This window comes from Meishania litoralis, from assembly GCF_042611095.1.
Lineage (GTDB): Bacteria > Bacteroidota > Bacteroidia > Flavobacteriales > Flavobacteriaceae > Meishania > Meishania litoralis.
In genome coordinates, this window is record NZ_JBHFPV010000002.1 from 110,625 (window position 1) to 132,641 (window position 22,017).

At 43.2% G+C, this 22,017-nt stretch carries 15 protein-coding genes and 1 tRNA gene; 12 read left to right on the top strand and 4 right to left on the bottom strand.

The features are described 5' to 3' along the window. Positions 1-122: 122 nt before the first annotated feature. A complete protein-coding gene (locus tag ACEZ3G_RS09485; protein ID WP_432425250.1) occupies positions 123-512 on the bottom strand; it encodes a hypothetical protein in 390 nt (129 codons plus the stop codon). 189 nt (positions 513-701) lie between these two features. Between ACEZ3G_RS09485 and ccsA the strand changes: the two genes are divergently transcribed. The 4 genes from ccsA to bshB1 all read left to right on the top strand — a co-directional run bounded on the left by ccsA (position 702) and on the right by bshB1 (position 7,424). Next, the gene (gene ccsA, locus ACEZ3G_RS09490; RefSeq protein ID WP_432425251.1) at positions 702-3,881 is read left to right on the top strand and encodes a cytochrome c biogenesis protein; all 3,180 of its coding nucleotides are present in this window, start codon (positions 702-704) and stop codon (positions 3,879-3,881) included. 174 nt (positions 3,882-4,055) lie between these two features. Then, positions 4,056-5,465 (top strand): MATE family efflux transporter, encoded by a 1,410-nt coding sequence (locus ACEZ3G_RS09495; protein WP_432425252.1) that lies wholly within the window; start codon positions 4,056-4,058, stop codon positions 5,463-5,465. A 40-nt stretch (positions 5,466-5,505) separates the two neighbouring features. After that, on the top strand, positions 5,506-6,678 hold the full coding sequence (locus ACEZ3G_RS09500; RefSeq protein ID WP_432425253.1) for a trans-sulfuration enzyme family protein: 1,173 nt from the start codon (positions 5,506-5,508) through the stop codon (positions 6,676-6,678). A gap of 23 nt (positions 6,679-6,701) precedes the next feature. Further along, positions 6,702-7,424: a bacillithiol biosynthesis deacetylase BshB1 gene (bshB1, locus tag ACEZ3G_RS09505; protein ID WP_432425254.1), complete on the top strand. Its 723-nt coding sequence runs from the start codon at positions 6,702-6,704 to the stop codon at positions 7,422-7,424. On the opposite strand, the gene ACEZ3G_RS09510 is transcribed toward bshB1, so the two are convergent. Further along, positions 7,421-9,508, bottom strand: coding sequence for a tetratricopeptide repeat-containing sensor histidine kinase (locus tag ACEZ3G_RS09510; protein ID WP_432425255.1), 2,088 nt, complete (start codon positions 9,506-9,508; stop codon positions 7,421-7,423). The genes bshB1 and ACEZ3G_RS09510 overlap by 4 nt on opposite strands. A gap of 248 nt (positions 9,509-9,756) precedes the next feature. Here ACEZ3G_RS09510 and ACEZ3G_RS09515 point away from each other — a divergent pair. Beyond that, a tRNA-His gene (locus ACEZ3G_RS09515) sits at positions 9,757-9,832 on the top strand. A gap of 110 nt (positions 9,833-9,942) precedes the next feature. Here ACEZ3G_RS09515 and ACEZ3G_RS09520 read toward each other — a convergent pair. Next, on the bottom strand, positions 9,943-11,508 hold the full coding sequence (locus tag ACEZ3G_RS09520; RefSeq protein WP_432425256.1) for a M28 family peptidase: 1,566 nt from the start codon (positions 11,506-11,508) through the stop codon (positions 9,943-9,945). A 110-nt stretch (positions 11,509-11,618) separates the two neighbouring features. Continuing rightward, positions 11,619-12,479, bottom strand: coding sequence for a helix-turn-helix domain-containing protein (locus tag ACEZ3G_RS09525; protein ID WP_432425257.1), 861 nt, complete (start codon positions 12,477-12,479; stop codon positions 11,619-11,621). Positions 12,480-12,622: 143 nt separating this feature from the next. Here ACEZ3G_RS09525 and ACEZ3G_RS09530 point away from each other — a divergent pair, with 143 nt between their 5' ends. The 7 genes from ACEZ3G_RS09530 (at position 12,623) to ACEZ3G_RS09560 (ending at position 21,992) form a co-directional block, all read left to right on the top strand. Next, positions 12,623-13,549 carry a dihydrodipicolinate synthase family protein gene (locus tag ACEZ3G_RS09530; protein ID WP_432425258.1) on the top strand — a complete coding sequence of 309 codons (927 nt, stop codon included), beginning with the start codon at positions 12,623-12,625 and terminating at the stop codon, positions 13,547-13,549. A gap of 280 nt (positions 13,550-13,829) precedes the next feature. Next, complete coding sequence (locus ACEZ3G_RS09535; protein WP_432425259.1) at positions 13,830-15,413, top strand: aldehyde dehydrogenase (NADP(+)); 1,584 nt, start codon at positions 13,830-13,832, stop codon at positions 15,411-15,413. An 11-nt stretch (positions 15,414-15,424) separates the two neighbouring features. Continuing rightward, positions 15,425-17,161, top strand: coding sequence for a DUF885 domain-containing protein (locus ACEZ3G_RS09540; protein ID WP_432425260.1), 1,737 nt, complete (start codon positions 15,425-15,427; stop codon positions 17,159-17,161). 7 nt (positions 17,162-17,168) lie between these two features. After that, a complete protein-coding gene (locus ACEZ3G_RS09545) occupies positions 17,169-18,176 on the top strand; it encodes a 4-hydroxyproline epimerase (RefSeq protein WP_432425261.1) in 1,008 nt (335 codons plus the stop codon). 55 nt (positions 18,177-18,231) lie between these two features. Next, positions 18,232-19,482 carry an NAD(P)/FAD-dependent oxidoreductase gene (locus ACEZ3G_RS09550; protein ID WP_432425262.1) on the top strand — a complete coding sequence of 417 codons (1,251 nt, stop codon included), beginning with the start codon at positions 18,232-18,234 and terminating at the stop codon, positions 19,480-19,482. An 87-nt stretch (positions 19,483-19,569) separates the two neighbouring features. Beyond that, on the top strand, positions 19,570-21,147 hold the full coding sequence (locus tag ACEZ3G_RS09555; protein WP_432425263.1) for a sulfatase family protein: 1,578 nt from the start codon (positions 19,570-19,572) through the stop codon (positions 21,145-21,147). 14 nt (positions 21,148-21,161) lie between these two features. Further along, positions 21,162-21,992 (top strand): fumarylacetoacetate hydrolase family protein, encoded by an 831-nt coding sequence (locus tag ACEZ3G_RS09560; RefSeq protein WP_432425264.1) that lies wholly within the window; start codon positions 21,162-21,164, stop codon positions 21,990-21,992. Positions 21,993-22,017 lie beyond the last annotated feature (25 nt).

Here is a 22,017-nt window from a genome sequence, read left to right on the forward strand (position 1 = left end):
CTGTAAAACTAAGAATATATCTTTTAGATATCTCGTGCAAATATTTGAATCGATTTAAAAAAGTGAACCGCCATAAAAAGGCGGTTCATTATCGATAACAGGTAAATTTCTAATTTGATTCCTCATGCACAAGATACGGTCACCGAATGCGTATGGTCATCATCATTTGTCGAAACGACCGAAATCGATGAGTTGTTCTTGAGCGACGTGAAATTTTCTGCCGTAATGGTTATGGTATGATCATGCCCGGAAGAACCTTGAATCGAATAGGTCTTTTCGTTCCCGGCATTTACGTCTGCCTTTGATACGACAAGCGTATGGCCATGATTGGATCCAATGGCAACGGCCGTTCCGTTATCGATACAATTGACTTGTGGGTTTTCACCCGAATCGGGATCAGGATCAGGAACACCTGAATCGTTGTCTGAACTCGAGCATCCGATCAAAGATGCAGCGGGCAGGGCGATCAGTATCGCACCTGCCGTCTTTTTGATAAACGTTTTTCTATTCATTTTCATAGCATTTAATGATTATTGTATATACAAGATACAAAATTCTTTCTAAAAATGGCCCGCTCGAAAAGTGTAGGAATAGGTACATCGGAAAATGAAATAGCCAATTCAAAAAACCATTTGTGAATTAAAATCCGATTCTCTTAGGAATACCTTATTTTTGCATCCTGAAAAATAATGCATCGCCCGATGACAGATTTGCTAAAGAAGATTTTTTTCTCCACGCGCTTAATGGCTATATTATTTTTGGTTTTTGCGACCGCGATGGCCGCTGGCACCTTTATAGAAAGCAAATACAGCACCGAAACCGCCCGCATTTGGATTTATAACACGACATGGTTTGAAGCAATCATGGTGTTTTTCGTAATTAACTTTGTTGGCAATATCTTTAGCTATCGTCTTTTGCGATGGGAGAAATGGCCCGTGCTGATTTTGCACCTTTCTTGGATCCTGATAATTATAGGGGCCTTTGTGACCCGTTATATAAGTTTTGAAGGTATGATGCCCATTCGGGAGGGAAGTACAGAAAATGTTTTCTATTCCGATAAGACCTTTTTGACCGTTTATGTCGATGGTGAGATCAATGGGGAACCCAAAAGGAAGATATTGCAACATGACCTTATTGTCACCCCTGAAGCCTTAAAGTCAAACCTTCCTTGGAACGATGACTACAATGGGCAGGATTTCACGATTTCATATGTTGATTTCATTAAGGGGGCCAAGCTTGGCTTGGTTCCTTCCAACGAAGGACAGCGGTTCTTAAAGATCGTCGAGGCCGGTGCGGGGCAACGTGAGGAACACTATTTGGAAGATGGCAAGGTCTCGAATATACACAATATGCTGTTCGCGTTGAACACGCCGACCGACGGTGCTATTAATATTACGGCCAGCGACTCGATCTATATGATAAAATCTCCTTTTGAAGGAAGTTTTATGCGCATGGCAGACCAGTTTCAGGGACAGGTTGCCAAAGATAGCTTACAACAGTTTCAGCTCCGGTCCCTATATAACCTTGGGGGCATGCAGTTCGTCATTCCCGAGCCCTTGGTGACGGGTACTTATGGTGTGGTGAAAATTCCTGAAGAAGAAGTCACTGAAAACTCTCAAGATGCCTTGGTCATTGATGTCACCTCGAATGGTGAGAAGGTGCAAAAAAAACTATTGGGAGGTAAAGGTCCGACCGACTTTTCCGCTAAGTTCGAGGTCGGAGGCCTCGAATTTGCAATGGCCTACGGTTCAAAAGTATACGAACTTCCCTTTAGCATCAAACTGAATGATTTTATAGGTGAAAAATATCCGGGGACGGTCAATACATACAAGTCGTTTATGAGTAAGATAACGGTGGAAGACGAACGTTCTTTCGACTATGACATCTTCATGAACAACATCCTGGATCATAAGGGTTATCGGTTTTTTCAGGCCAGTTTTCATCCTGATGAAAAGGGAACGGTGCTTTCGGTAAATCATGATCAATGGGGAACGTGGATAACCTACACGGGTTATTTTCTTTTATATATAGGCCTAATGGGTATTATGTTTTTTGGCAAGACCCGCTTTAAGGATTTGGGGGCTTCCTTGAAGAAATTGAAGGAAAAAAAGGCCAAATTGACCACCATTCTTGTTTTGGGCGGACTGATGTCTCTTTCTGCACAGCAGCATACGGCCGATGATGGCCATGACCATGGCGCATTGCCTTCGCAAGAACAATTGGACTCCCTCATACAGGCCACCAAGGTATCGAAGGAACACGCCGACAAATTTGGTGAACTGGTTATTCAAGATGAGGGAGGACGTATGAAACCCATACATACATTTTCTTCGGAGTTGTTGCGAAAGCTCAGGGGCAAGGATTCTTTTAAAGGAATGAATGCCGATCAGGTGCTTTTGTCAATGATTATGAATCCGCCCTTATGGTACAATACAGAGGTAATCCTCTTAGATAAAAAAAATGACAATGATAGCCTGCATCGTTTGATCGGAGTACCCGAGGGTCAAGAGTTTGTAAAGGCAATCGATTTCTTTGATGAAAAGGGCAGTTATAAGCTGGAACCTTTTCTGAGGGAGGCCACCGCCACGAACAACCCCAATCTGTATCAAAAAGAATTCAAGGAAGTAAATATTCGCCTAATGCTTTTAAATCAGGCTCTTGGCGGTGAAATATTGAAAATATTCCCGTTGTTGAACGATGAAAACAACAAATGGGTATCAGCGGTGGAATATAACGGCGGTCAATATCAGGTTTCTGATTCGCTATATGCCAATTTTATTAAAAACGCCTTGCCATTCTATAAATTGACGTTGGGCAAAGCGGTGCAAACCGGTGATTATTCCGAGGCCGACAAACTACTTGCGGCTTTTAAACAGAATCAAAAAAACCATGGCAGCGAAGTTTTGCCTTCCGATAAAAAAATAGAAACGGAGATTATCTATAATAAGTTGAACATCTTCAATCATTTGTACCGTCTTTATGGACTTGTCGGCGTTCTGTTTTTCTTTGTACTTATTTTTCAGATTTTCAAAGATCGGTCCGTTTGGCGTATCGCCGCCTATTTTTTTAAGGGAACGATCGTCGTTTTCTTTTTATGGCACACGGCAGGGTTGGTTCTACGATGGTACATTTCCGGCCACGCTCCTTGGAGCAATGCATACGAAAGTGTATTATATGTCTCATGGGCGACCATGGGCATGGGGCTACTCTTCATTAGAAAAAATGACATTACTCTTGCTGCAGCTTCTTTTGTTACCGCGCTACTACTTTGGATAGCCCATCAGAATTGGGTTGATCCGTCAATTGGCAATTTAGTTCCTGTTTTGGACAGTTATTGGCTGATGATCCATGTCGCCGTAATCGTAGGCAGTTATGGCCCATTGATCGTTGGTGGCATTTTAGGGTTTGTGAATTTGTTGTTGATGATCCTCACGAACAAAAAAAACAAGCCAAGAATGGATATCAGCATTAAAGAGTTGACCATTATCAACGAGTTGGTATTGACTGTCGGTCTGGTCATGCTTACTATCGGCAACTTTCTTGGCGGGCAATGGGCGAATGAAAGTTGGGGGCGGTATTGGGGCTGGGATCCGAAAGAGACCTGGGCACTCATCTCGATTATGGTCTATGCCTTTATAATCCATACGCGTCTGGTTCCGGGCCTTCGTGGAAAATGGATGTTCAATTTTCTGAGCTTGATTGGGGTCGGAAGTATCATGATGACCTATTTCGGGGTCAATTATTACTTGGTGGGGCTTCACAGTTACGGTCAAAGCGGCTCGGCCGCCATCACCCCAGACTATGTATGGTATATTGCCTTGGGTGCCGCTGTTTTAGGAGCCGTAAGTTATTGGAGGTATAGGGGCAATTACTTGAAATAATTTGAAACTAGGTTTCATATGTTGATAATTTGTCACATCTTTGCCATATCATGAAGTTATAGGAATTATGATTTTTAAAGATGTCTTTGCGCCTTCGGGCATTAGCTGATCGACCTGATTCGGCTTTAAAGCGACGTCTACTTTTTTCTTCAGTTTAACATAATTCCGATTATAATGACATCATCAAATAAACTTACGTTTAAAAAGATACTTCGATATTTTATCAATGCCATAACGGGTAAGGAAACCGAATTTACCTCGGGCAGTATTCGCAAGGCCATTTTCATGCTATCTGTTCCAATGATTTTGGAAATGATGATGGAAAGCGTTTTTGCCATCGTAGATATTGCCTATGTATCACAGGTCAGCGTAAATGCCGTAGCCACGATTGGTCTGACCGAATCTGTGATAACTTTGGTCTATGCTGTGGCCATTGGGCTCAGCATGGCGGCGACCGCGGTAGTGGCGCGTAGAATAGGGGAAAAGGACCTAAAAGGAGCACGTGAATCGGCCGTACAAGCCATTTTATTGGGTATAGTTGTTTCCGTTTTGGTCGGGATCATCGGATTCCTGTTCGCCAAGGAAATTTTGGCCCTTATGGGTGCCGAACCCGATTTGATCGCTGAAGGCTATGGCTATACGCAATTGTTGATCGGTGGCAATATTACGATTTTGTTACTGTTTTTGATCAATGCTATTTTTAGAGGGGCCGGTGATGCCTCGATCGCCATGTGGGCCTTGGTACTTTCCAACGGGCTCAATATTGTTCTTGACCCGATTTTTATTTTCGGATGGGGCCCGATTCCTGAATTCGGTGTCATGGGCGCGGCCATTGCTACAAATATAGGAAGGGGTACTGCGGTCTTGTTTCAATTGGCCATTTTGTTTTTCGGATGGAGTAGGATCAAGATCGGACTCAATGATATTGTCTTTCGCATTAAGGTAATGTTCAACCTTATAAAAGTATCCTTGGGTGGAATCGCCCAATTTTTAATAGGAACTTCAAGCTGGGTTTTTCTCATGAGGATGATGGCCGAATTCGGAAGCGAGGTATTGGCCGGATATACCATTGCCATTAGGGTAATGCTCTTTACCCTGATGCCTTCATGGGGAATGAGCAATGCGGCCGCTACCTTGGTCGGACAGAACCTAGGGGCCAAACAACCCGATCGGGCCGAAACATCGGTGTGGAAGACAGGAAAATACAATGCCATATTTATGGGAATCGTCTCGTTGATCTACCTGTTTTTTGCCTATACGATTGTCGGCTGGTTCAATGAAAATCCAGTGGTGGTGGCCAACGGGGGGCTTTGTTTGCAGATTATCGCCGCGGGCTACATTTTTTATGCTTATGGCATGGTGGTGACCCAGGCCTTCAACGGGGCCGGTGATACACAGACGCCGACCAAGATCAACCTTTTCGCTTTTTGGCTGTTTCAATTGCCTTTCGCCTATCTGGCCGCTATAACTTTTAATATGGGCGCTATGGGAGTCTTTATGGCCATCACCCTTGCCGAAGTATTATTGGCCATTATTGCCATGGTATGGTTTCGAAAGGGTAACTGGAAAAAAGTTCAGGTATGATGTTTTTTGTTACTTTAGCTTCCTCATTAATAACTAATCGATGAATAAGGAAAACCAAGGTCTGAATACAATTTGTACTCATGTCGGTGAACTGGAGGATAAGCAATTTAGGGGTGCCATATCACCGCTGTACATGGGTTCGTCTTATGCTTTTCAGGATGTAGATGTCAAAAGATACCCCAGATATTTCAACACCCCGAACCAGGAGGCGTTGTCAAAGAAGATCGCCGCCCTGGAAAATACTGAATCGGCCATGATCTTTGGAAGCGGTATGGCGGCCATCAGCACTGCGGTATTGGCCTTTCTTCGAGCCGGGGACCATATAGTATTGCAAGGGGATATTTATGGGGGCACTTACAACCTTATCGTTGAACAATTCAATAAATTCGGAATCGAATATTCCTTTACAGGGGGTCTTAGTGAGACCGATTTTGAAACGCTCATAAAATCGAATACCAAGGTTATTTACGTCGAAACACCTTCGAATCCGCTATTGAAGATTACCGATTTGAGAATGGTTTCACGACTTGCCAAAAAGCACGGACTTGTTTCAATGATCGATAACACCTTTGCGAGTCCCGTAAATCAGCTTCCGGCCAAGTTTGGCATTGATGTCATCATACACAGTGCCACAAAATATATGGGAGGTCATTCCGATATTTGCGCAGGCGCGGTAGCCTGCTCTTCCGAACATATGGAACGTATATTCCATTTGGCAAAAAATCTTGGGGGAAGCCTCAGCGATTACACGGTATGGTTGTTGGAAAGAAGTATAAAAACCATGGGGGTCCGTGTAAAGGCCCAAAACGATAATGCACAAAAAATGGCGGAATATCTTTACGTCCATAAAGATATCAATGCGGTTTACTATCCAGGATTGCCGAGCCATCCTGATCATGAAATTGCAAAGTCGCAAATGAAGGGCTTTGGGGGAATGATGTCTTTTGAGCTCAATGCAGGACTCGATGCCGAACTATTCCAAAAATCACTCCGATTGATAAAGGCCTCAATGAGTTTGGCCGGCGTTGAAAGTACCGTACTTTCCCCGGCACAGACATCGCATGCCCTTTTAGGGGCCGAAGAACGTAAAAATAGGGGTATTTCGGATGGACTGATCCGTTTTTCCGTAGGTATCGAAGAACCGGAAGACCTTATTTATGATATCGAACAAGCTTTGATGACCGTTAAATCGGGTCATGTGACCGTACACTAAAGACAGTGCCTAAATAAGAACAAATGAAACTTGATATATTGGTATTTGGGTCGCATCCCGATGATGCAGAGCTCGGCGCCGGTGCAACGATCGCCAAAGAAGTGGCGGCAGGCAAAAAAGTAGGGATCATTGATTTGACCCGTGGAGAATTGGGAACAAGAGGAACGGCAGAGATTAGGGATGCCGAAGCAACCGAAGCCGCAAAGATCCTCGGGGTTTCGCTACGCGAAAACCTTGAATTCGCAGATGGATTTTTTGTCAACGATCGAGATCACCAATTGGCGATAATCAGGATATTGAGAAAATATAGACCAGAAATTGTATTGTGCAATGCCGTCGAAGATCGCCATATCGACCATGCCAAAGGGAGCAAATTGGTCAGCGATGCCTGCTTTTTGAGCGGACTAGTGAAGATCGATACCAAATTTGAAGGTGATGATAATTGGCAGGATCCATGGCGCCCCAAACAGGTGTACCATTATATTCAGTGGAAAAACCTGAAACCCGATTTTGTCGTCGATGTATCGGGCTATATCGAAAAAAAGATTGAAGCTATTCATGCATATTCCTCGCAGTTCTATGACCCGGCGAGTAAAGAACCCCAAACGCCGATCAGCAGCAAGAATTTTACCGATAGTGTGGAATACAGGGCCAGGGATTTGGGTAGGCTCATCGGTACTGACCATGCCGAAGGTTTTACGGTTGAGAGACCTGTGGCCGTTGCCAGTCTATACCACCTGATCTAGGCCGTTTTTTGATACTCGTTTTTGGCTTTGGGCAAGGTAAAAAAGAAGGAAGACCCTTTTCTTGGAATACTGTCTACCCAAATGGTTCCGTTGTTCTTTTCGACCATTTCTTTACACAATGAAAGCCCAAGACCTGTTCCTTTTTCATTGTTGGTTCCATATGTAGTGTGATTCGAGTTTTCGGCAAAAATTTTCGCCTGTGTCTCACGATCCATGCCCACACCGGTATCCCTGACATAAATCTCCCAATGATTGGTTTTCTCAGAGGCGCCTATTGTGATCATTCCGTTTTCTGGTGTAAACTTTAGGGCATTGCTCATCAAGTTTCTGATAACAATGTCAATTTGATTCCCGTCGGACCAGGCCAAAGTGTTTGCAGAAACCCGACTTACTATTTTTATGGATTTGTTCGTCGCTATTTCAGATAATAATTTAATGTTGTCGACAACAAGATTATCCAATGAAATGACAGCAGGTTTTGTAATCGCGCCGTTCATTTGTGATTGGCCCCAAGACAACAAATTATTGAGAGTAAAAGAAATATGGTCCAAATCGGCACCTAATTTCGGTATAAAGCTCAAAAATTCCTTTTGATTGACTTCTCCGTCTTTGTATAACTTCAACAAACCTTGAAAGGCACCGATAGGTCCCCTGAGATCGTGGCCGATAATGGAGAAAAGTTTGTCTTTAGTGCTGTTCAGCTCCCTTAATTTATGCTCACTTTTTTCAAGTTCTTCTTGATTTGACTTTAGTTCGATATTCAGCTTTTTTTGAAGGTGCTCATTTCGTCGTATCAAGAAAGTGACCGCCAAAAAAATAATCAGGATGCCAAGAGCGGCGTAAACGTAGTTCTTTTGTTTCGCCAAAGCCTTCTCGTTTTCAAGAATTAGATCCTGTTTTTGTTTATCATATTTCAGCTTTGTCTTGAACATGGTCAAGCTTTTCTTATTCTCGTTTCTCGAAAGTGTATCCGATAGGCTCTTATAGAGTTCGTGATAGACAAGGGCCATTTTAAAGTCATTGTGTTTCTTACTTATTCTGTATAGTGTACTGGCACACTTTTGTGTTCCTTCCTTGAAATTCAGCTTTTGCGAAATATCAAAGGCTCTAAGGGCATAACTTTTTGATATACTATCTTTTTCTTGCCCCAGATATGCCTCTGCCATGCCATTATAGAGATCTATCTGCCCCCTTTCATCCTGTAGTTTATTATGCAGCATCTCGCCTTGGCGATACCAAAACAATGCCCATTTGAATTTTCCTTCTTTGAGATATATTTTTCCTTTTACTTCATATGCAAAGGCTAGCCAATCGGTAACTTCGTTCTTTTCGAAAGCTGAAATACTGGAGTTGATATTGTACATTGCATATTCAAGTTCGTTCATATCGGCATAAACAGATGCCATATTGCTCATGGTTTCGGCCATTATAACTTCGTCGCCGATTTTAGTATTGATCTTTTTAACTTTTTTGTAAAATTCAAGGGCCTGCGTATAGTCTTTTTGAGAAACGTAGAGATTGGCGATGTTCTCATTGATTATCGAGAGCATTTTAAGATCGTTGATTTCAGCGGCCTTCTCAATACCGAGCAGATATCCGTTCAGTGCTTTGGAGTAATCACCGCTATACGCATATTCACCGGACAGGTCATTTTGAATGCGTACGGCAAAACTTCTATCATTGATTTCCGTTGCCAATTCATTTGCCTTTTTTAGATATTCAATGGCTTTGGCACTATCTCCATGATCTGAAAAGTAGTTGCCCAAGATGAAATATGATTTACACTCGCCATGCAAATATTCTACTGACTTGCTGAGTTTTAAAGCTTGTTTTGACAGTAGCAACATACTGTCTGCATGGTAGAATCGCAGTTCTGATCCAAGGTTCGCCAACAAATTAATATAGGCGGTGTCTTTGACACTGAAATTTTGCTGCTTTTGCAATGTTGCAATTTCCTTTCGTAAGCTATCTTTGGCATGTTGGCCCTGAAGAGATGCGAACAATAGAAACACCACTATGAAAAGAGTAGTTTTCTTTTTAGAAAGTTCAATTGATGGCAAAAAGTAGGTTAGCGCCGGGGTCATTGTAATGATAATTATCAAAGAATAAATTTATTCCTACTTGGTCTTAAAATCTAAAATTTGTTGTGAAACGCCATTTTTTGTGTGTTTTAACCTGTAAAAACCGTATTTCATCGATGATTCAACGACTTTGTCTGGCTATGTTTCAAAAATCAGGATGATTTATGGTAGTGTCTCGCAATGGTAAAATTGAATCGGTTTTATTTTGATTGAATACCTAAAAAAAATTACATTTGCCATCGCTTACAAATGGTGGTTGTAGCTCAGCTGGTTAGAGCGCTAGATTGTGGTTCTAGAGGTCGCCGGTTCGAAACCGGTCTTCCACCCATATGTTGGTCAAGGTCCTGCCCTGAAAGGCGGGACTTTGTTTTTTCAAGAATGCATAAAGGCCCTTTCAATTTTTGAAAGGGCCTTTATGCATTCTTGAATCTTACCGGTTACTTGGTCGCCTTATCGACTATTACCTTGTTCGCCCGGTTGGCTACTTCCCAAGCCGTGTAAAATATCAACTGGGTTCGGTTCATTAAAAGGTCGTAGTTGATTTTATCAGGTGTGTCGCCCGGTCTGTGATAGTCATCATGGGTACCGTTAAAGTAGAATATTATCGGAATATTGTTCTTGGCAAAATTGTAGTGGTCGCTTCTATAATAGAAACGATTGGGGTCATTTTCATCATTGTACGTATAGTCCAACTCGATATTCATGTACTTGTCGTTGATTTCCTCAGAAAGTTCGTGTAGTTCAGTACTTAATTTATCACTGCCGATCAAGTAGACGTAATTGCGGTCACCTTCGCGTTTTGGATCGATTCGCCCGATCATATCTATATTGAGATTGGCGACCGTTTGAGAGAGCGGAAAAATTGGTTCTACATCGGTGTAATATTGAGATCCCAAGAGCCCTTTTTCCTCTCCTGTTACGTGAAGAAACACAACGGATCTTTTAGGGCCATTCCCTTCGTCGGCAGCCTTTTTAAAAGCTTCGGCGATTTCCAATAACGCAACTGTTCCAGACCCATCATCATCGGCCCCATTGTTGATCTCTCCATTGGCCGAAATGCCAATATGGTCCAAATGCGATGATATTACCACATATTCGTTGGGTTTTTCGGATCCTTTTAGTACGGCCACCACATTTTCCGACGATACCTCCTCATTCTCACTCGTTAAATCAAGTACGATTTTTGCGGCTATTGTCTTAGGGTCATTATCCGTATCAATGGATGTTAAAATTTCCTTGGCCAGCACGCCATTAATGAAAAGGCTGGCCCAACTATCGTCACCATCGCTTTTAAGTCCCATCTGGCCACTATCATTATTTTGCATATAATCGTAGTACCCCTTATATCTCGAAAAGTTGGCTTCGTCATAATAAATAAAACCCTTTGCTCCTTTATTCTTTGCAAGCTCCATGCGCATGCCCGGAGCTTCTGACATATTGCTCCAAGCTGACTTTTCCTCACTTCCGGACAATAGGTAGTTTCCATCATCGCCCATTGGTTCGCCTGCTTTTGCCAAGACCCATTTGCCGTCAACATCGACATCTTTATAATCGGAGTAATCTCCCTCTTCGATGCCAAATCCTACGAAGACCAGTTCATCAACGTTTCCGGTCGCTTTCGAAAAAGTAAGCATGTTCTCACCTATGGGAAATTCTTTTCCGTTTACGGTCATTGTACCGGTTGGCAGGTTTTTGACTTCTAATGGAACATTCTGGAAATAGTCGCCATTCGATTGGGCCGGTGGAATGCCCATTTTTTCATATTCGGATTTTAAATAGGCGATCGCTTTTTTCTGTCCCGGTTCGCCAGTTTCCCGACCTTCATATTCATCAGATGCATAGGTGTACAAGTGTTCTTTGAGCTCCGCTTCGGTTATGGTCCCGGCGTATTCAGTCGGGCCAACCATTGGTTTTACTATATCACCGGCCTTTTCGCTGACCGTTTTTTGTGAAGAATTACAGGCCATGGCCAGTGCTGTCACAACAAGAAATGCTTTTTTCATTTTATCTCGTTAAGGTTTTCAAAATTTACCAAAAGTAGTGAAAACCTGTTGATTTGCGGACCACCGGACCGATTATTCCATATTGGACCCAGTGCCCAAAATTAGAATTGTTAAAAAGTTGCTGGTGTTCTGACTTTCTTGGCGTATTGGGAAGGTGATAAAGACTTTGCCTTTTTGAACTTCTTGTTGAAATTCGAAATCGATTGGAAGCCGGAAGCTTCCGAAATTTGGGCGATGGATAGCTTTTCGTGGGTGGATAGCAATTGGCAGGCATGCTCTAGACGTAGTTCGATCAAAAACTCGAAAAAGGTCTTGTTGGTCCGTTGTTTGAAAAACCGACAAAAGGCCGGAGTCGTCATGTGCACCATTGCCGCCACTTGGTTCAAGGTGATTTCTTTGTCAAAATGATTCATGGCGTGGTCGAATACGATTTGGAGTCGGCGCCCTTCAATATTAGAGATATTTTTTTTTGACGGAACAAAAGATGTCAGCTCCTCTGATCGGGACTGATTGATTTTTTGAATGATCTGTAAAAAGCATAGAAATCTCCCTAATTTATCCACTTTCGTGAACTTATTCATAATCTTCTGTACCCGTTTCTTTCTTGAGAGAAGTTTTAATCCTTTTGAAGAAATTTCAAAGAACCGATTTATTTCTTCTAGTTCGGGTATTTTTAAAAAATCGTTTCCAAAGCCTTCCTTACTTACAAACAGGGTAATCATGTGCGATTTGCCCTGATGGGGAACGCTTTGGAATAAATGGGGAATATTACTGCCTATTATGAAAATATCTCCGCTGCCAAAGGTTTTGATGCTGTTGGCGACCATCAACTTACCTTCTCCCTGTACTATCAAACTTATCTGTATCTCGGCATGTTGGTGCAGCTGGTCATAGAAAATATCGACCTTGTCCTCTTGCACGTGCAAGGTATTCTCAAAAGGTTTGGGAATCTTAAAAGGAAGTACTTTCATATCCAATACTAAGCAAATATTGTATAATATTTATAAAATTTATTTAAAATAGGTTAAAATATTCCCAAAAGGAGTTAAAATTGAATTAACCATCCGGCATGTAATGACTTTATTTTTGCAATTGAAAATAAACTTAAAGAAAGATGAAAGTACAATGGGAGGGCGTCATGCCCGCTGTGACAACAAAGTTTACCGAAGATGATCGATTAGATCTGGCCATGTTCCGAAAAAACATCGATGCGCAAGTAGATGCAGGGGTTCATGGAATTGTTTTAGGAGGATCGTTGGGAGAGGCAAGTACCTTGACCCAAGACGAAAAGAACATTTTGGTAAAGGAAACGATCGATATCGTTGAAGGAAAGATTCCCGTAATAATGACGGTTGCCGAACAGGCCACAAAAGTCGCTGTCGAAGCCATTAAACATGCAGAGTCTTCGGGTGCCGATGGCTTGATGATATTGCCCCCCATGCGATACAAATCCACGGATTTTGAAACCGTGGCCTACTTTAAAGAGCTTGCCAAAAGTACTTCATTGCCGATTATGGTCTATAACAACCCAGTCGATTATAAAATAGAGGTAACGGTCGCGATGTTCGAGCAGCTAATGGAGTTAGATAATATTCAGGCCGTAAAAGAGTCGACACGTGATATAATAAACATCGGGAGGTTACGAAATAGGTTCGGCAATGATCTTAAGATTTTGACCGGAGTTGATCCTTTGGCTCTTGAAAGTCTATTGATCGGTGCCGATGGATGGGTCGCGGGATTGGTCTGTGCCTTTCCAAGGGAAACCGTTGCTATTTATGAACTTGCGAAAGCGGGCCGCGCACAAGAAGCGACCGAAATCTATCGTTGGTTCCTTCCTTTGTTGGAGCTTGACATTAGTCCGCAATTGGTTCAGAACATTAAACTCGCAGAAGTTGCCACCGGCATAGGCACCGAAAATGTTAGGGCCCCGAGACTGCCTTTGCAGGGCAAAGAAAGGGAAAGGGTCTTGAAGGTTATCGACGATGCGCTTCGAACAAGGCCGACAATGCCCGACTATAAGTCGCTGACGGCGAGTTTGTAGTAAATTCGACCTCGCGGATACGACATAGATAGATTTGCGGTCAATGTAAAAGTACCGCTGAATTGAACTTTTTGGGCAAAATCGGTAAATGAGTGTTTCACCTTTGAAATGAAAATAATTGGATATTTTTGAGACAGCCCCTGCCGTATTTTAATAATGTTGATTCGATATAGATCGGGGCGGGGTTTTTGAACATATAGGAACGGTTGAAAAACTATGCTATTGAAACCAAATATGTTGCGAAAATGTCTGTGCGAAAACTAATAATTCAAGGAATAAAATGATAGAAGGCCATAATTATATTGGGGGAGAAGTATCGGCGAAAGGGGTTACGATTTTTTCTACGTTCGACCCGAAAACCAATAAGGAAACCGGCTGGCAATTTTACGAAGCTACCAAAACAGAAATTGACGATGCGGTACGATTGGCTGAGGAAGCATTCAAGACTTACAAGCATTTTTCAGGGAAAAGAAAAGCCGAATTCCTTAGGGCGATTGCCGGCGAAATTGAGGCACTTGGTGATGAACTTATCGATGTCTATGTCAAAGAATCTGGACTTCCGGTAGGAAGGGCAATGGGCGAAAGAGGCCGTACCATAGGTCAATTGCGGGCTTTCGCAACGCTTTTGGAAGAAGGTTCCTGGGTCGAGGCAACTATTGACACCGCAATTCCGCACCGCGAGCCGCTACCGAAGGTCGATATTCGAAAAATGTTATTTCCGATCGGGCCGATCGCAGTGTTTGGCGCAAGTAATTTTCCTTTGGCCTTTTCAACGGCGGGCGGCGATACTGCCAGTGCTTTGGCGGCCGGTTGTCCGGTCATCGTAAAAAGTCACCCCTTGCATGCCGGTACCGGTGAACTGGTTGCGGGGGCGATCGCGACGGCAGCAAGAAAAACCGAAATGCCGAAAGGGGTATTTTCCAATTTGAACAGCAGGGGTATTGAAGTCGGAAAGCATTTGGTCATGCACCCTAAGGTAAAGGGCGTCGGTTTTACGGGTAGCATGAACGGAGGTATGGCCTTGTATAAGTTGGCCGCCGCGCGTAAAGAGCCAATACCTGTTTTTGCCGAAATGGGAAGTGTAAATCCGGTTGTGGTCTTGCCTTCGGCACTTGAAGAGAACGGTGCTGAATGGGCCTCTAAATATGCTGGGTCGATCATGTTGGGTGCCGGCCAGTTTTGTACAAATCCAGGTTTGATTCTAGGAATCAAGGGTTCCTCTTTGGATGAGTTTATCACAACTTTAGGAACTGAAATTTCAAAATTGGAACCGAACTGTATGCTCCATCCGAATATCCATGAAAATTACGAAAAAGGAAAAAAGGAAATTGTCGAGCAAAACGGAGTTCGAGTAGTGTCACAAAATAATGGATCAGTGGCTCCAAACCACGGGCGACAGGCGGTATTGACCGTTGATGGGGCAAATTTCTTGAACAACCCGAAACTCCATCAAGAAGTTTTTGGTCCGTTTTCAATGGTTGTACAGTGTGAGACCGCTCAAGAACTTACACAGGTACTACACGCACTTGAAGGTCAGTTGACCGGAACCCTGCTCGGTAATACTGCAGATTTACGAAAATACGAAGAAGTGGTCGAGGCCCTTAAAGGTCGGGTAGGGCGTATTATTTTTAACGGGGTGCCTACCGGGGTCGAAGTCTGCCCTGCCATGCATCATGGTGGGCCTTTTCCGGCCACGACGGATAGCCGGTTTACATCGGTGGGAGAATCGGCCATTAAACGCTGGGTCAGACCCATATCGTTTCAGGGTTGGCCTCAAGAACTTCTTCCCGAAGAATTAAAAAATGAGAATCCGTTGGGTATTATGCGTAATGTAAACGGTACATATTCCAAACAAGAAATCTGACCCATATCAGTATGAAATTCTCCAGGATAGGTTTTGTGCCCATTGCCGTACTGGCCCTTATTATTTCTTGTAAGGGAGGAAAAAAGTTCGATAGTTCGGAACGATTGGCCGCGATAATAGATTCCACCTATAATTTTAAACCGTTCGATCGGGAAGAATATCCTTTGGGGAATTATGACGAATCGGTTTACCGTCAAGAAGCAGAATTTGCCGAAAAGCAGCTTGCAAAACTTGCTTCAATCACTGCCGAAGACCTATCGGAAACGCAACAGATATCCCTTGCACTTCTAAAGTTCAAACTCCAAAACCAAGTCGATGAATACGCCTACCAAACGTATTTGAATCCGATACAATCAGATCAGGGCTTTCACCTTAATTTGAACTATCGGGTTAAACCGATTTTGAACCATGAAGGGGCCAAAGAATACTTGAACCTGTTAAATGCCATTCCCCGATTTACGGAACAGCATTTGGTATTGTTGCGCAAAGGATTGGAAAAAGGGATTTCACAGCCCAAGGTGATTTTCGATGGCTATGAATCGACCTATGACGAGCATATAGTGGACGATTATACCCAGAGTAGTTTTTTTCGTCCTTTTGATAATTTACCGGATTTAATGGACGGTGCGCAAAAAGACTCCGTTCTATTGGCGGCCAAGTCGGCCATCGAGAAGAGCGTGGTGCCTTCCTTCAAAAAAATAAAGGCTTTTTTCGAAGAAGAATATATTCCGAACACAAGAGAGGTCATTGGCGTTTCCCAAACGCCTAATGGTAGCGAATTCTATCAGAACAGGATCAATTATTATACCACCACCGATGAATATACGGCCGATGATATTCACAATATTGGATTGAAAGAAGTCGCCCGCATCAAGGCTGAAATGGAAAAGATTATCGAGAAAGTAGGTTTCAATGGAAGTTTTCAGGAATTTTTGACCTTTCTGCGCACCGATGAACGGTTTTATGCCAAAACCGGTGATGACCTGTTGAAAGAGGCACGTGATATTGCGAAACGTATCGATGCCGAATTGCCAAAATATTTTATTACCCTACCCAGAAAACCCTACGGTGTCAAAAAGGTGCCGGATGCCATTGCCCCAAAATACACAGGCGGAAGATATTCAGGTTCGTCGAGCGCGACCCAACCGGGATACTATTTGGTAAATACCTATAAATTGGGCAGTCGCCCGTTATATGTGCTGCCATCGCTTACGGCACATGAGGCCGTTCCGGGGCATCACTTGCAGGGTGCTTTGAACCAAGAGCTTGGCGATAGCATTCCTGATTTTCGAAAAAGACTTTATTTGTCCGCCTATGGCGAAGGGTGGGCCTTGTACACTGAATTTTTGGGTAACGATATGGGAATCTATACCACACCTTATGAAGAATTCGGCAAACTGACCTATGAAATGTGGCGCGCCTGCCGATTGGTGGTCGATACCGGTATTCACGCCAAAAGATGGTCGAAACAACAAGTTTTGGATTATATGCTTTCCAATACGGCCCTGTCTGAACACGAAGTGAACACGGAGACCGATCGCTATATTGCTTGGCCCGGACAGGCGATTTCATATAAAATGGGCGAGATAAGGATTCGCGAACTAAGAAAAAAGGCCGAGGATGCCTTGGGTGCCGATTTCGATATTCGAAAGTTCCATGAAGTGATCTTGGAACAAGGCACGGTCACATTGCCTATTTTGGAAAGGCGCGTCAATAAGTATATCACTTCCTCTAAAAAGAAAATATAAATTTCGAATGGCGAGAACCGTTTTTGAGTGCATCGATGCCCATACCTGTGGAAACCCTGTAAGAGTTGTGAAAAGTGGTGGCCCAGAACTTTTGGGCCCTACCATGGCAGAAAAGCGCCAGCACTTTTTGAAGGAATACGATTGGATCAGAACAGGGCTCATGTTCGAACCGAGAGGTCATGACATGATGAGCGGCAGTATTTTTTATCCACCATCGGATCCTGAAAACGATTTCGGTATTCTTTTTATCGAGACCAGTGGGTGCCTGCCCATGTGCGGCCATGGCACTATCGGGGCGATTACCATCGGAATCGAAGAAGGATTGATACAACCGAAAACGGTCGGCAAGGTACGAATGGAAACTCCGGCCGGTCTGGTACAGATCGATTATGGACAAACCGGTAAAAAAGTCGATTGGGTCAGGTTGACCAATGTGAAATCGTATTTGGCCGCTTCCGATTTGACCATTGAAAGTTCTGAACTAGGTGAGTTGACCTTTGACGTTTCATACGGAGGGAATTTTTATGCCATTTTCGATCCGCAGGCGAATTTTTCTGGAATTCAGGATTATACGGCAGGTAAATTGATCCAGCTTAGCCAAGAACTGCGCAAAAAGATAAACCAAAAATATCCAGACAAATTTATCCATCCCGAAGATGATAAAATCAGGGATGTCAGCCATATACTGTGGACAGGTGATACAACTTCGCCCGAAGCAACCGCCAGAAATGCCGTTTTCTACGGAGATAAGGCAATCGATCGTTCTCCCTGCGGTACCGGAACTTCTGCCCGAATGGCGCAGTGGAATGCCAAAGGTAGGTTAAGCGTAGGCGAGCAATTCATACACGAGAGTTTTATTGGATCCCAGTTTATAGGAAAAGTGGAAGAAATAACGACCATAAAAGATATCCCTGCGATAATACCTAGCATTCAAGGATGGGCAAAAATATATGGCCGCAACACCATAACCATCGATGACGACGATCCCTATGCACACGGATTTCAAGTTATTTAGTGCCATAGCATTGATTACAATAGGCTTGTCGGCATGGTTTAATTAGATTTCAAGAATGGGCAAAAACATAATCATTATAGGCGGGGGCATCGTAGGCTTGAGCGCCGCCTACTTTTTGCAAAAACAGGGGCATCAGGTTACCGTAATGGATAAGTCAGATATCGCTTCGGGGGCCTCTTTCGTAAACGCCGGTTACATTACGCCAAGCCATATCATTCCGTTGGCATCGCCTGGCAAAATAGCCCAAGGTATTAAATGGATGTTCGATTCTTCAAGTCCTTTTTATATGAAGCCTAGATGGGATATCGATTTCTTCAAATGGTCATGGTATTTTCATAGATCCTCGACCATACAAAAAGTAGAAAAGGCGATACCCATTATCAAAGACATCAACCTATTGAGCAGAGGTTTGTTCGAAGAGATGAAAGCTTCGGGCGATATGGGCGATTTTCATCTGGAACGTCGCGGACTGCTCATGTTATATCAGACCGAAGCGGCTTATGATCATGAAATTGAAGTTGCGAAAAAGGCCAGATCATTAGGGTTAGAGGTATCGGAATTGAATAAATCGGAACTCGAAAAAATCGAACCCAACGTTAAGATTAACGCCAATGGAGCCATTCATTATGAATGTGATGGCCATACAACGCCGAATGAACTGATGCCAAAACTCTTGGCCCATTTGAAAAGTGTAGGGGCGCATATTTTGACAAATGAAGAGGTTTTGGACCTATTGCTTGAAAATGATAAGATCAAAAGAATCACAACCAGCAAAGGGAATTATGATGCGGACGAGGTAGTTATGGCCGCCGGATCATGGAGCGGTAAACTTTCGAAAAAGCTTAAAGTCAAATTGCCGTTGCAACCCGGCAAGGGGTACAGGATCAATGTCCACAGGCCTTTGGGCATCTCAATGCCCGCGATCCTTATGGAACGAAACATGGCGGTTACGCCCATGAAAGGTTTTACCCGATTTGCAGGTACTATGGAATTTTCGGGAATAAACAATGTGGTACGAAAAGAAAGGGTATCGGCCATTGCGAACGGGGCAAAAACCTTTTACCCTGAAATATCGATTACCGATGAAGAAATCGCCGATGCCCAAACGGGTATGCGCCCTGTTTCACCCGATGGTTTGCCCTATATCGGAAAGTCGGGAAAGGTCAAAAACCTGACTTTTGCCACGGGGCATGCCATGATGGGTTGGAGTTTGGGCCCCGCCACGGGCAAATTGGTCGCTGAAATCATAAACGAAAAAAAGACTTCAATGGATATTTCGGCACTGAGTCCGGATAGAAGGTTCTAGCATCGGCAAATTTTATGGCTTTCCGTTTGCAATACGATTCGGGTAAACAAATCTTTAGTATCTTGTTTGTTCAATTTTTTCCGACCGATGAGCAATTTGATTAGTCCTTTCCGAAACCTTGCCGTTTTATCTTTATCAATGTTTTTGTTCGCCTGCGCCAGTAAGGAAAAACAACTACCTGAAAGACCGAACATACTTTTTATTCTTTCCGATGACCATACTTCTCAGGCTTGGGGCATATACGGTGGTTTGCTCAAAGATTATGTGCAAAACGATAACATTGAACGTTTGGCCCGTGAAGGGGCCGTTCTCGAAAATGTATTTTGTACGAATAGTATATGTACGCCCAGTCGTGGCAGTATTTTAACAGGGCAGTACAGCCATGTCAATCAGGTTTATACCTTGAACGAACCGCTTCCGAAAGGTCATCCGAATATTGCAAGAACGTTTTCCGATAACGGGTATCAGACGGCGATAATCGGTAAATGGCATTTGGTGGAGCCCCCTGAGGGTTTCGATCATTTCAATGTACTTCCGGGACAGGGCCGGTACTGGAACCCCATACTTAAGACAAAGGAAAACTGGAAAGATGGTCCTGATGGTTCGGCAGGAAAGGAATACAAGGGTTTTTCAACCGATGTTATTGCCGATTTGACCATTGAACATCTTGAAAAACGTGATGCCGGCAAACCTTTTTTAATGTTCTGCAATTTCAAGGCCACCCATGAGCCCTTCGATTATCCCGAAAGGCACAAGAATTTGTACGAAGGTTTGGAGATTCCCGAACCGGAATCGCTTTTTGACTTTGGCAAGGAAACGACCGGACGCACATTTAAAGGACAGATACTCGAACATTTGGCCGATCGTTGGAAACGGGCCACGGAAGATGAAAATTTTTGGACCTCCTATCCAGGACTTCCTTATCCTTTGGAAGGATTGGATTCGGTTCAAAAGCGAAAGAAAATCTATCAAAAATTGGTAAAGGATTTTATGAGGAGCGGGGCGGCCATCGACGATAACATCGGAAAATTGCTCGATTATCTAGAATCTGAAGGTATTGCCGACAATACAATCGTGATCTATACCGCAGATCAAGGGTATTTTTTGGGAGAACATGGTTTTTTTGATAAACGTTTGATTTACGAAGAATCGTTGCGAATGCCGTTCGTAATTCGCTACCCGAAAGAAATAAATGGCGGACAGCGAATCGACGATATCATACTAAATATAGATTTTTCGGCTTTGATGGCCGACTATGCGGGCATTGAAATACCGGAGTATATTCAGGGTCATAGTTTTCGCGAAAATTTAACGGGAAATACCCCCCAAGATTGGCGCAAACAAATGTATTATCGGTATTGGTTACACCATCCTGATCGCCCGGCGCATTTCGGTATACGCAACGAAAGGTACAAATTGGCCTTTTTTTACGGTCAAGATTTAGGAATGAAAGGCACTTCTAAAGAAACGACCCCCTTTGCTTGGGAATTCTATGACCTACAAAAAGACCCTAAAGAACTTCATAATGCATATGATGAAATCGAATACAAAGAAACAATTGCCGAAATGAAAAAAGCATTAGTAGAGGAGCGTAAGAAATACCGGGACGATGATGCCAACTATCCGATAATGAAAGAAATTCTGGAAAGCGTTTCATTAAATTAAAAACAACAAAGCGCATGAGAATATTTAAAATCGAAAATGGTGCCGTTGTCGAAAATGAGGGAAATTATTATCAGTTCGAAAATGTCGATTGGAACGCTTTCATCAATAGAAAAGGACTTTACAAAAGCATTATACGTGACCTCTCGGGGCAAAAACCAATGAATGGTTTCGATGTCGAAAACCATATGGTAGCGCCTGTTGGAGGCCAAGAAATTTGGGCTTCGGGTGTAACCTATATGCGCAGTAAGCAGGCACGCATGGAAGAATCAAAAGATGCAGGCGGAGGCACGTTTTACGATAAGGTCTACGATGCCGATCGGCCAGAACTTTTTTTTAAGGCGACCCCGCACAGAACTGTAGGCAACTTGGGCGAGGTTCGTATAAGAAAAGATTCGCATTGGGATGTTCCTGAACCCGAACTGACACTTTTTATAACGTCAAAGGGAACTATAGAAGGATATACCATTGGCAACGATATGAGTTCAAGAAGCATCGAGGGGGAGAATCCTTTGTATTTGCCTCAGGCCAAGACCTATGATGCGTGCGCTGGTCTTGGGCCGTGTATCTATATTTCTGAAAAGGAAATAGCTCCCGACACTCTAATTCGTTTAGAGATCAAGAGAAATGGCAATACCGCTTTTGAGGGTGAAATTCCTATCAGCAATATGAAAAGAAACCATCAAGAACTGGTCGATTATCTTTTTCGGGAATGCAGCTTTCCGTATGGGGTTTTTCTAATGACCGGAACCGGAATCATACCGCCCGACGAGTTTACCTTGCAATCAAAAGACGAAATACGAATTACCATCGGGCCTATTGGTACCTTGGTCAATTTTGTGCAATAGAAAGTTATTCGTGATAACAACATAA

Bases quoted from the DNA above. Each gene is read 5' to 3' on its own strand.
- ACEZ3G_RS09540 (WP_432425260.1), top strand. From the start codon at position 15,425: ATGAAATTCTCCAGGATAGGTTTTGTGCCCATTGCCGTACTGGCCCTT.
- ACEZ3G_RS09525 (WP_432425257.1), bottom strand. From the start codon at position 12,479: ATGAAAGTACTTCCTTTTAAGATTCCCAAACCTTTTGAGAATACCTTG.
- ACEZ3G_RS09555 (WP_432425263.1), top strand. From the start codon at position 19,570: ATGAGCAATTTGATTAGTCCTTTCCGAAACCTTGCCGTTTTATCTTTA.
- ACEZ3G_RS09510 (WP_432425255.1), bottom strand. From the start codon at position 9,508: ATGACCCCGGCGCTAACCTACTTTTTGCCATCAATTGAACTTTCTAAA.
- ACEZ3G_RS09550 (WP_432425262.1), top strand. From the start codon at position 18,232: ATGGGCAAAAACATAATCATTATAGGCGGGGGCATCGTAGGCTTGAGC.
- ACEZ3G_RS09530 (WP_432425258.1), top strand. From the start codon at position 12,623: ATGAAAGTACAATGGGAGGGCGTCATGCCCGCTGTGACAACAAAGTTT.
- ACEZ3G_RS09500 (WP_432425253.1), top strand. From the start codon at position 5,506: ATGAATAAGGAAAACCAAGGTCTGAATACAATTTGTACTCATGTCGGT.
- bshB1 (WP_432425254.1), top strand. From the start codon at position 6,702: ATGAAACTTGATATATTGGTATTTGGGTCGCATCCCGATGATGCAGAG.
- ACEZ3G_RS09485 (WP_432425250.1), bottom strand. From the start codon at position 512: ATGAATAGAAAAACGTTTATCAAAAAGACGGCAGGTGCGATACTGATC.
- ccsA (WP_432425251.1), top strand. From the start codon at position 702: ATGACAGATTTGCTAAAGAAGATTTTTTTCTCCACGCGCTTAATGGCT.
- ACEZ3G_RS09495 (WP_432425252.1), top strand. From the start codon at position 4,056: ATGACATCATCAAATAAACTTACGTTTAAAAAGATACTTCGATATTTT.
- ACEZ3G_RS09560 (WP_432425264.1), top strand. From the start codon at position 21,162: ATGAGAATATTTAAAATCGAAAATGGTGCCGTTGTCGAAAATGAGGGA.
- ACEZ3G_RS09545 (WP_432425261.1), top strand. From the start codon at position 17,169: ATGGCGAGAACCGTTTTTGAGTGCATCGATGCCCATACCTGTGGAAAC.
- ACEZ3G_RS09520 (WP_432425256.1), bottom strand. From the start codon at position 11,508: ATGAAAAAAGCATTTCTTGTTGTGACAGCACTGGCCATGGCCTGTAAT.
- ACEZ3G_RS09535 (WP_432425259.1), top strand. From the start codon at position 13,830: ATGATAGAAGGCCATAATTATATTGGGGGAGAAGTATCGGCGAAAGGG.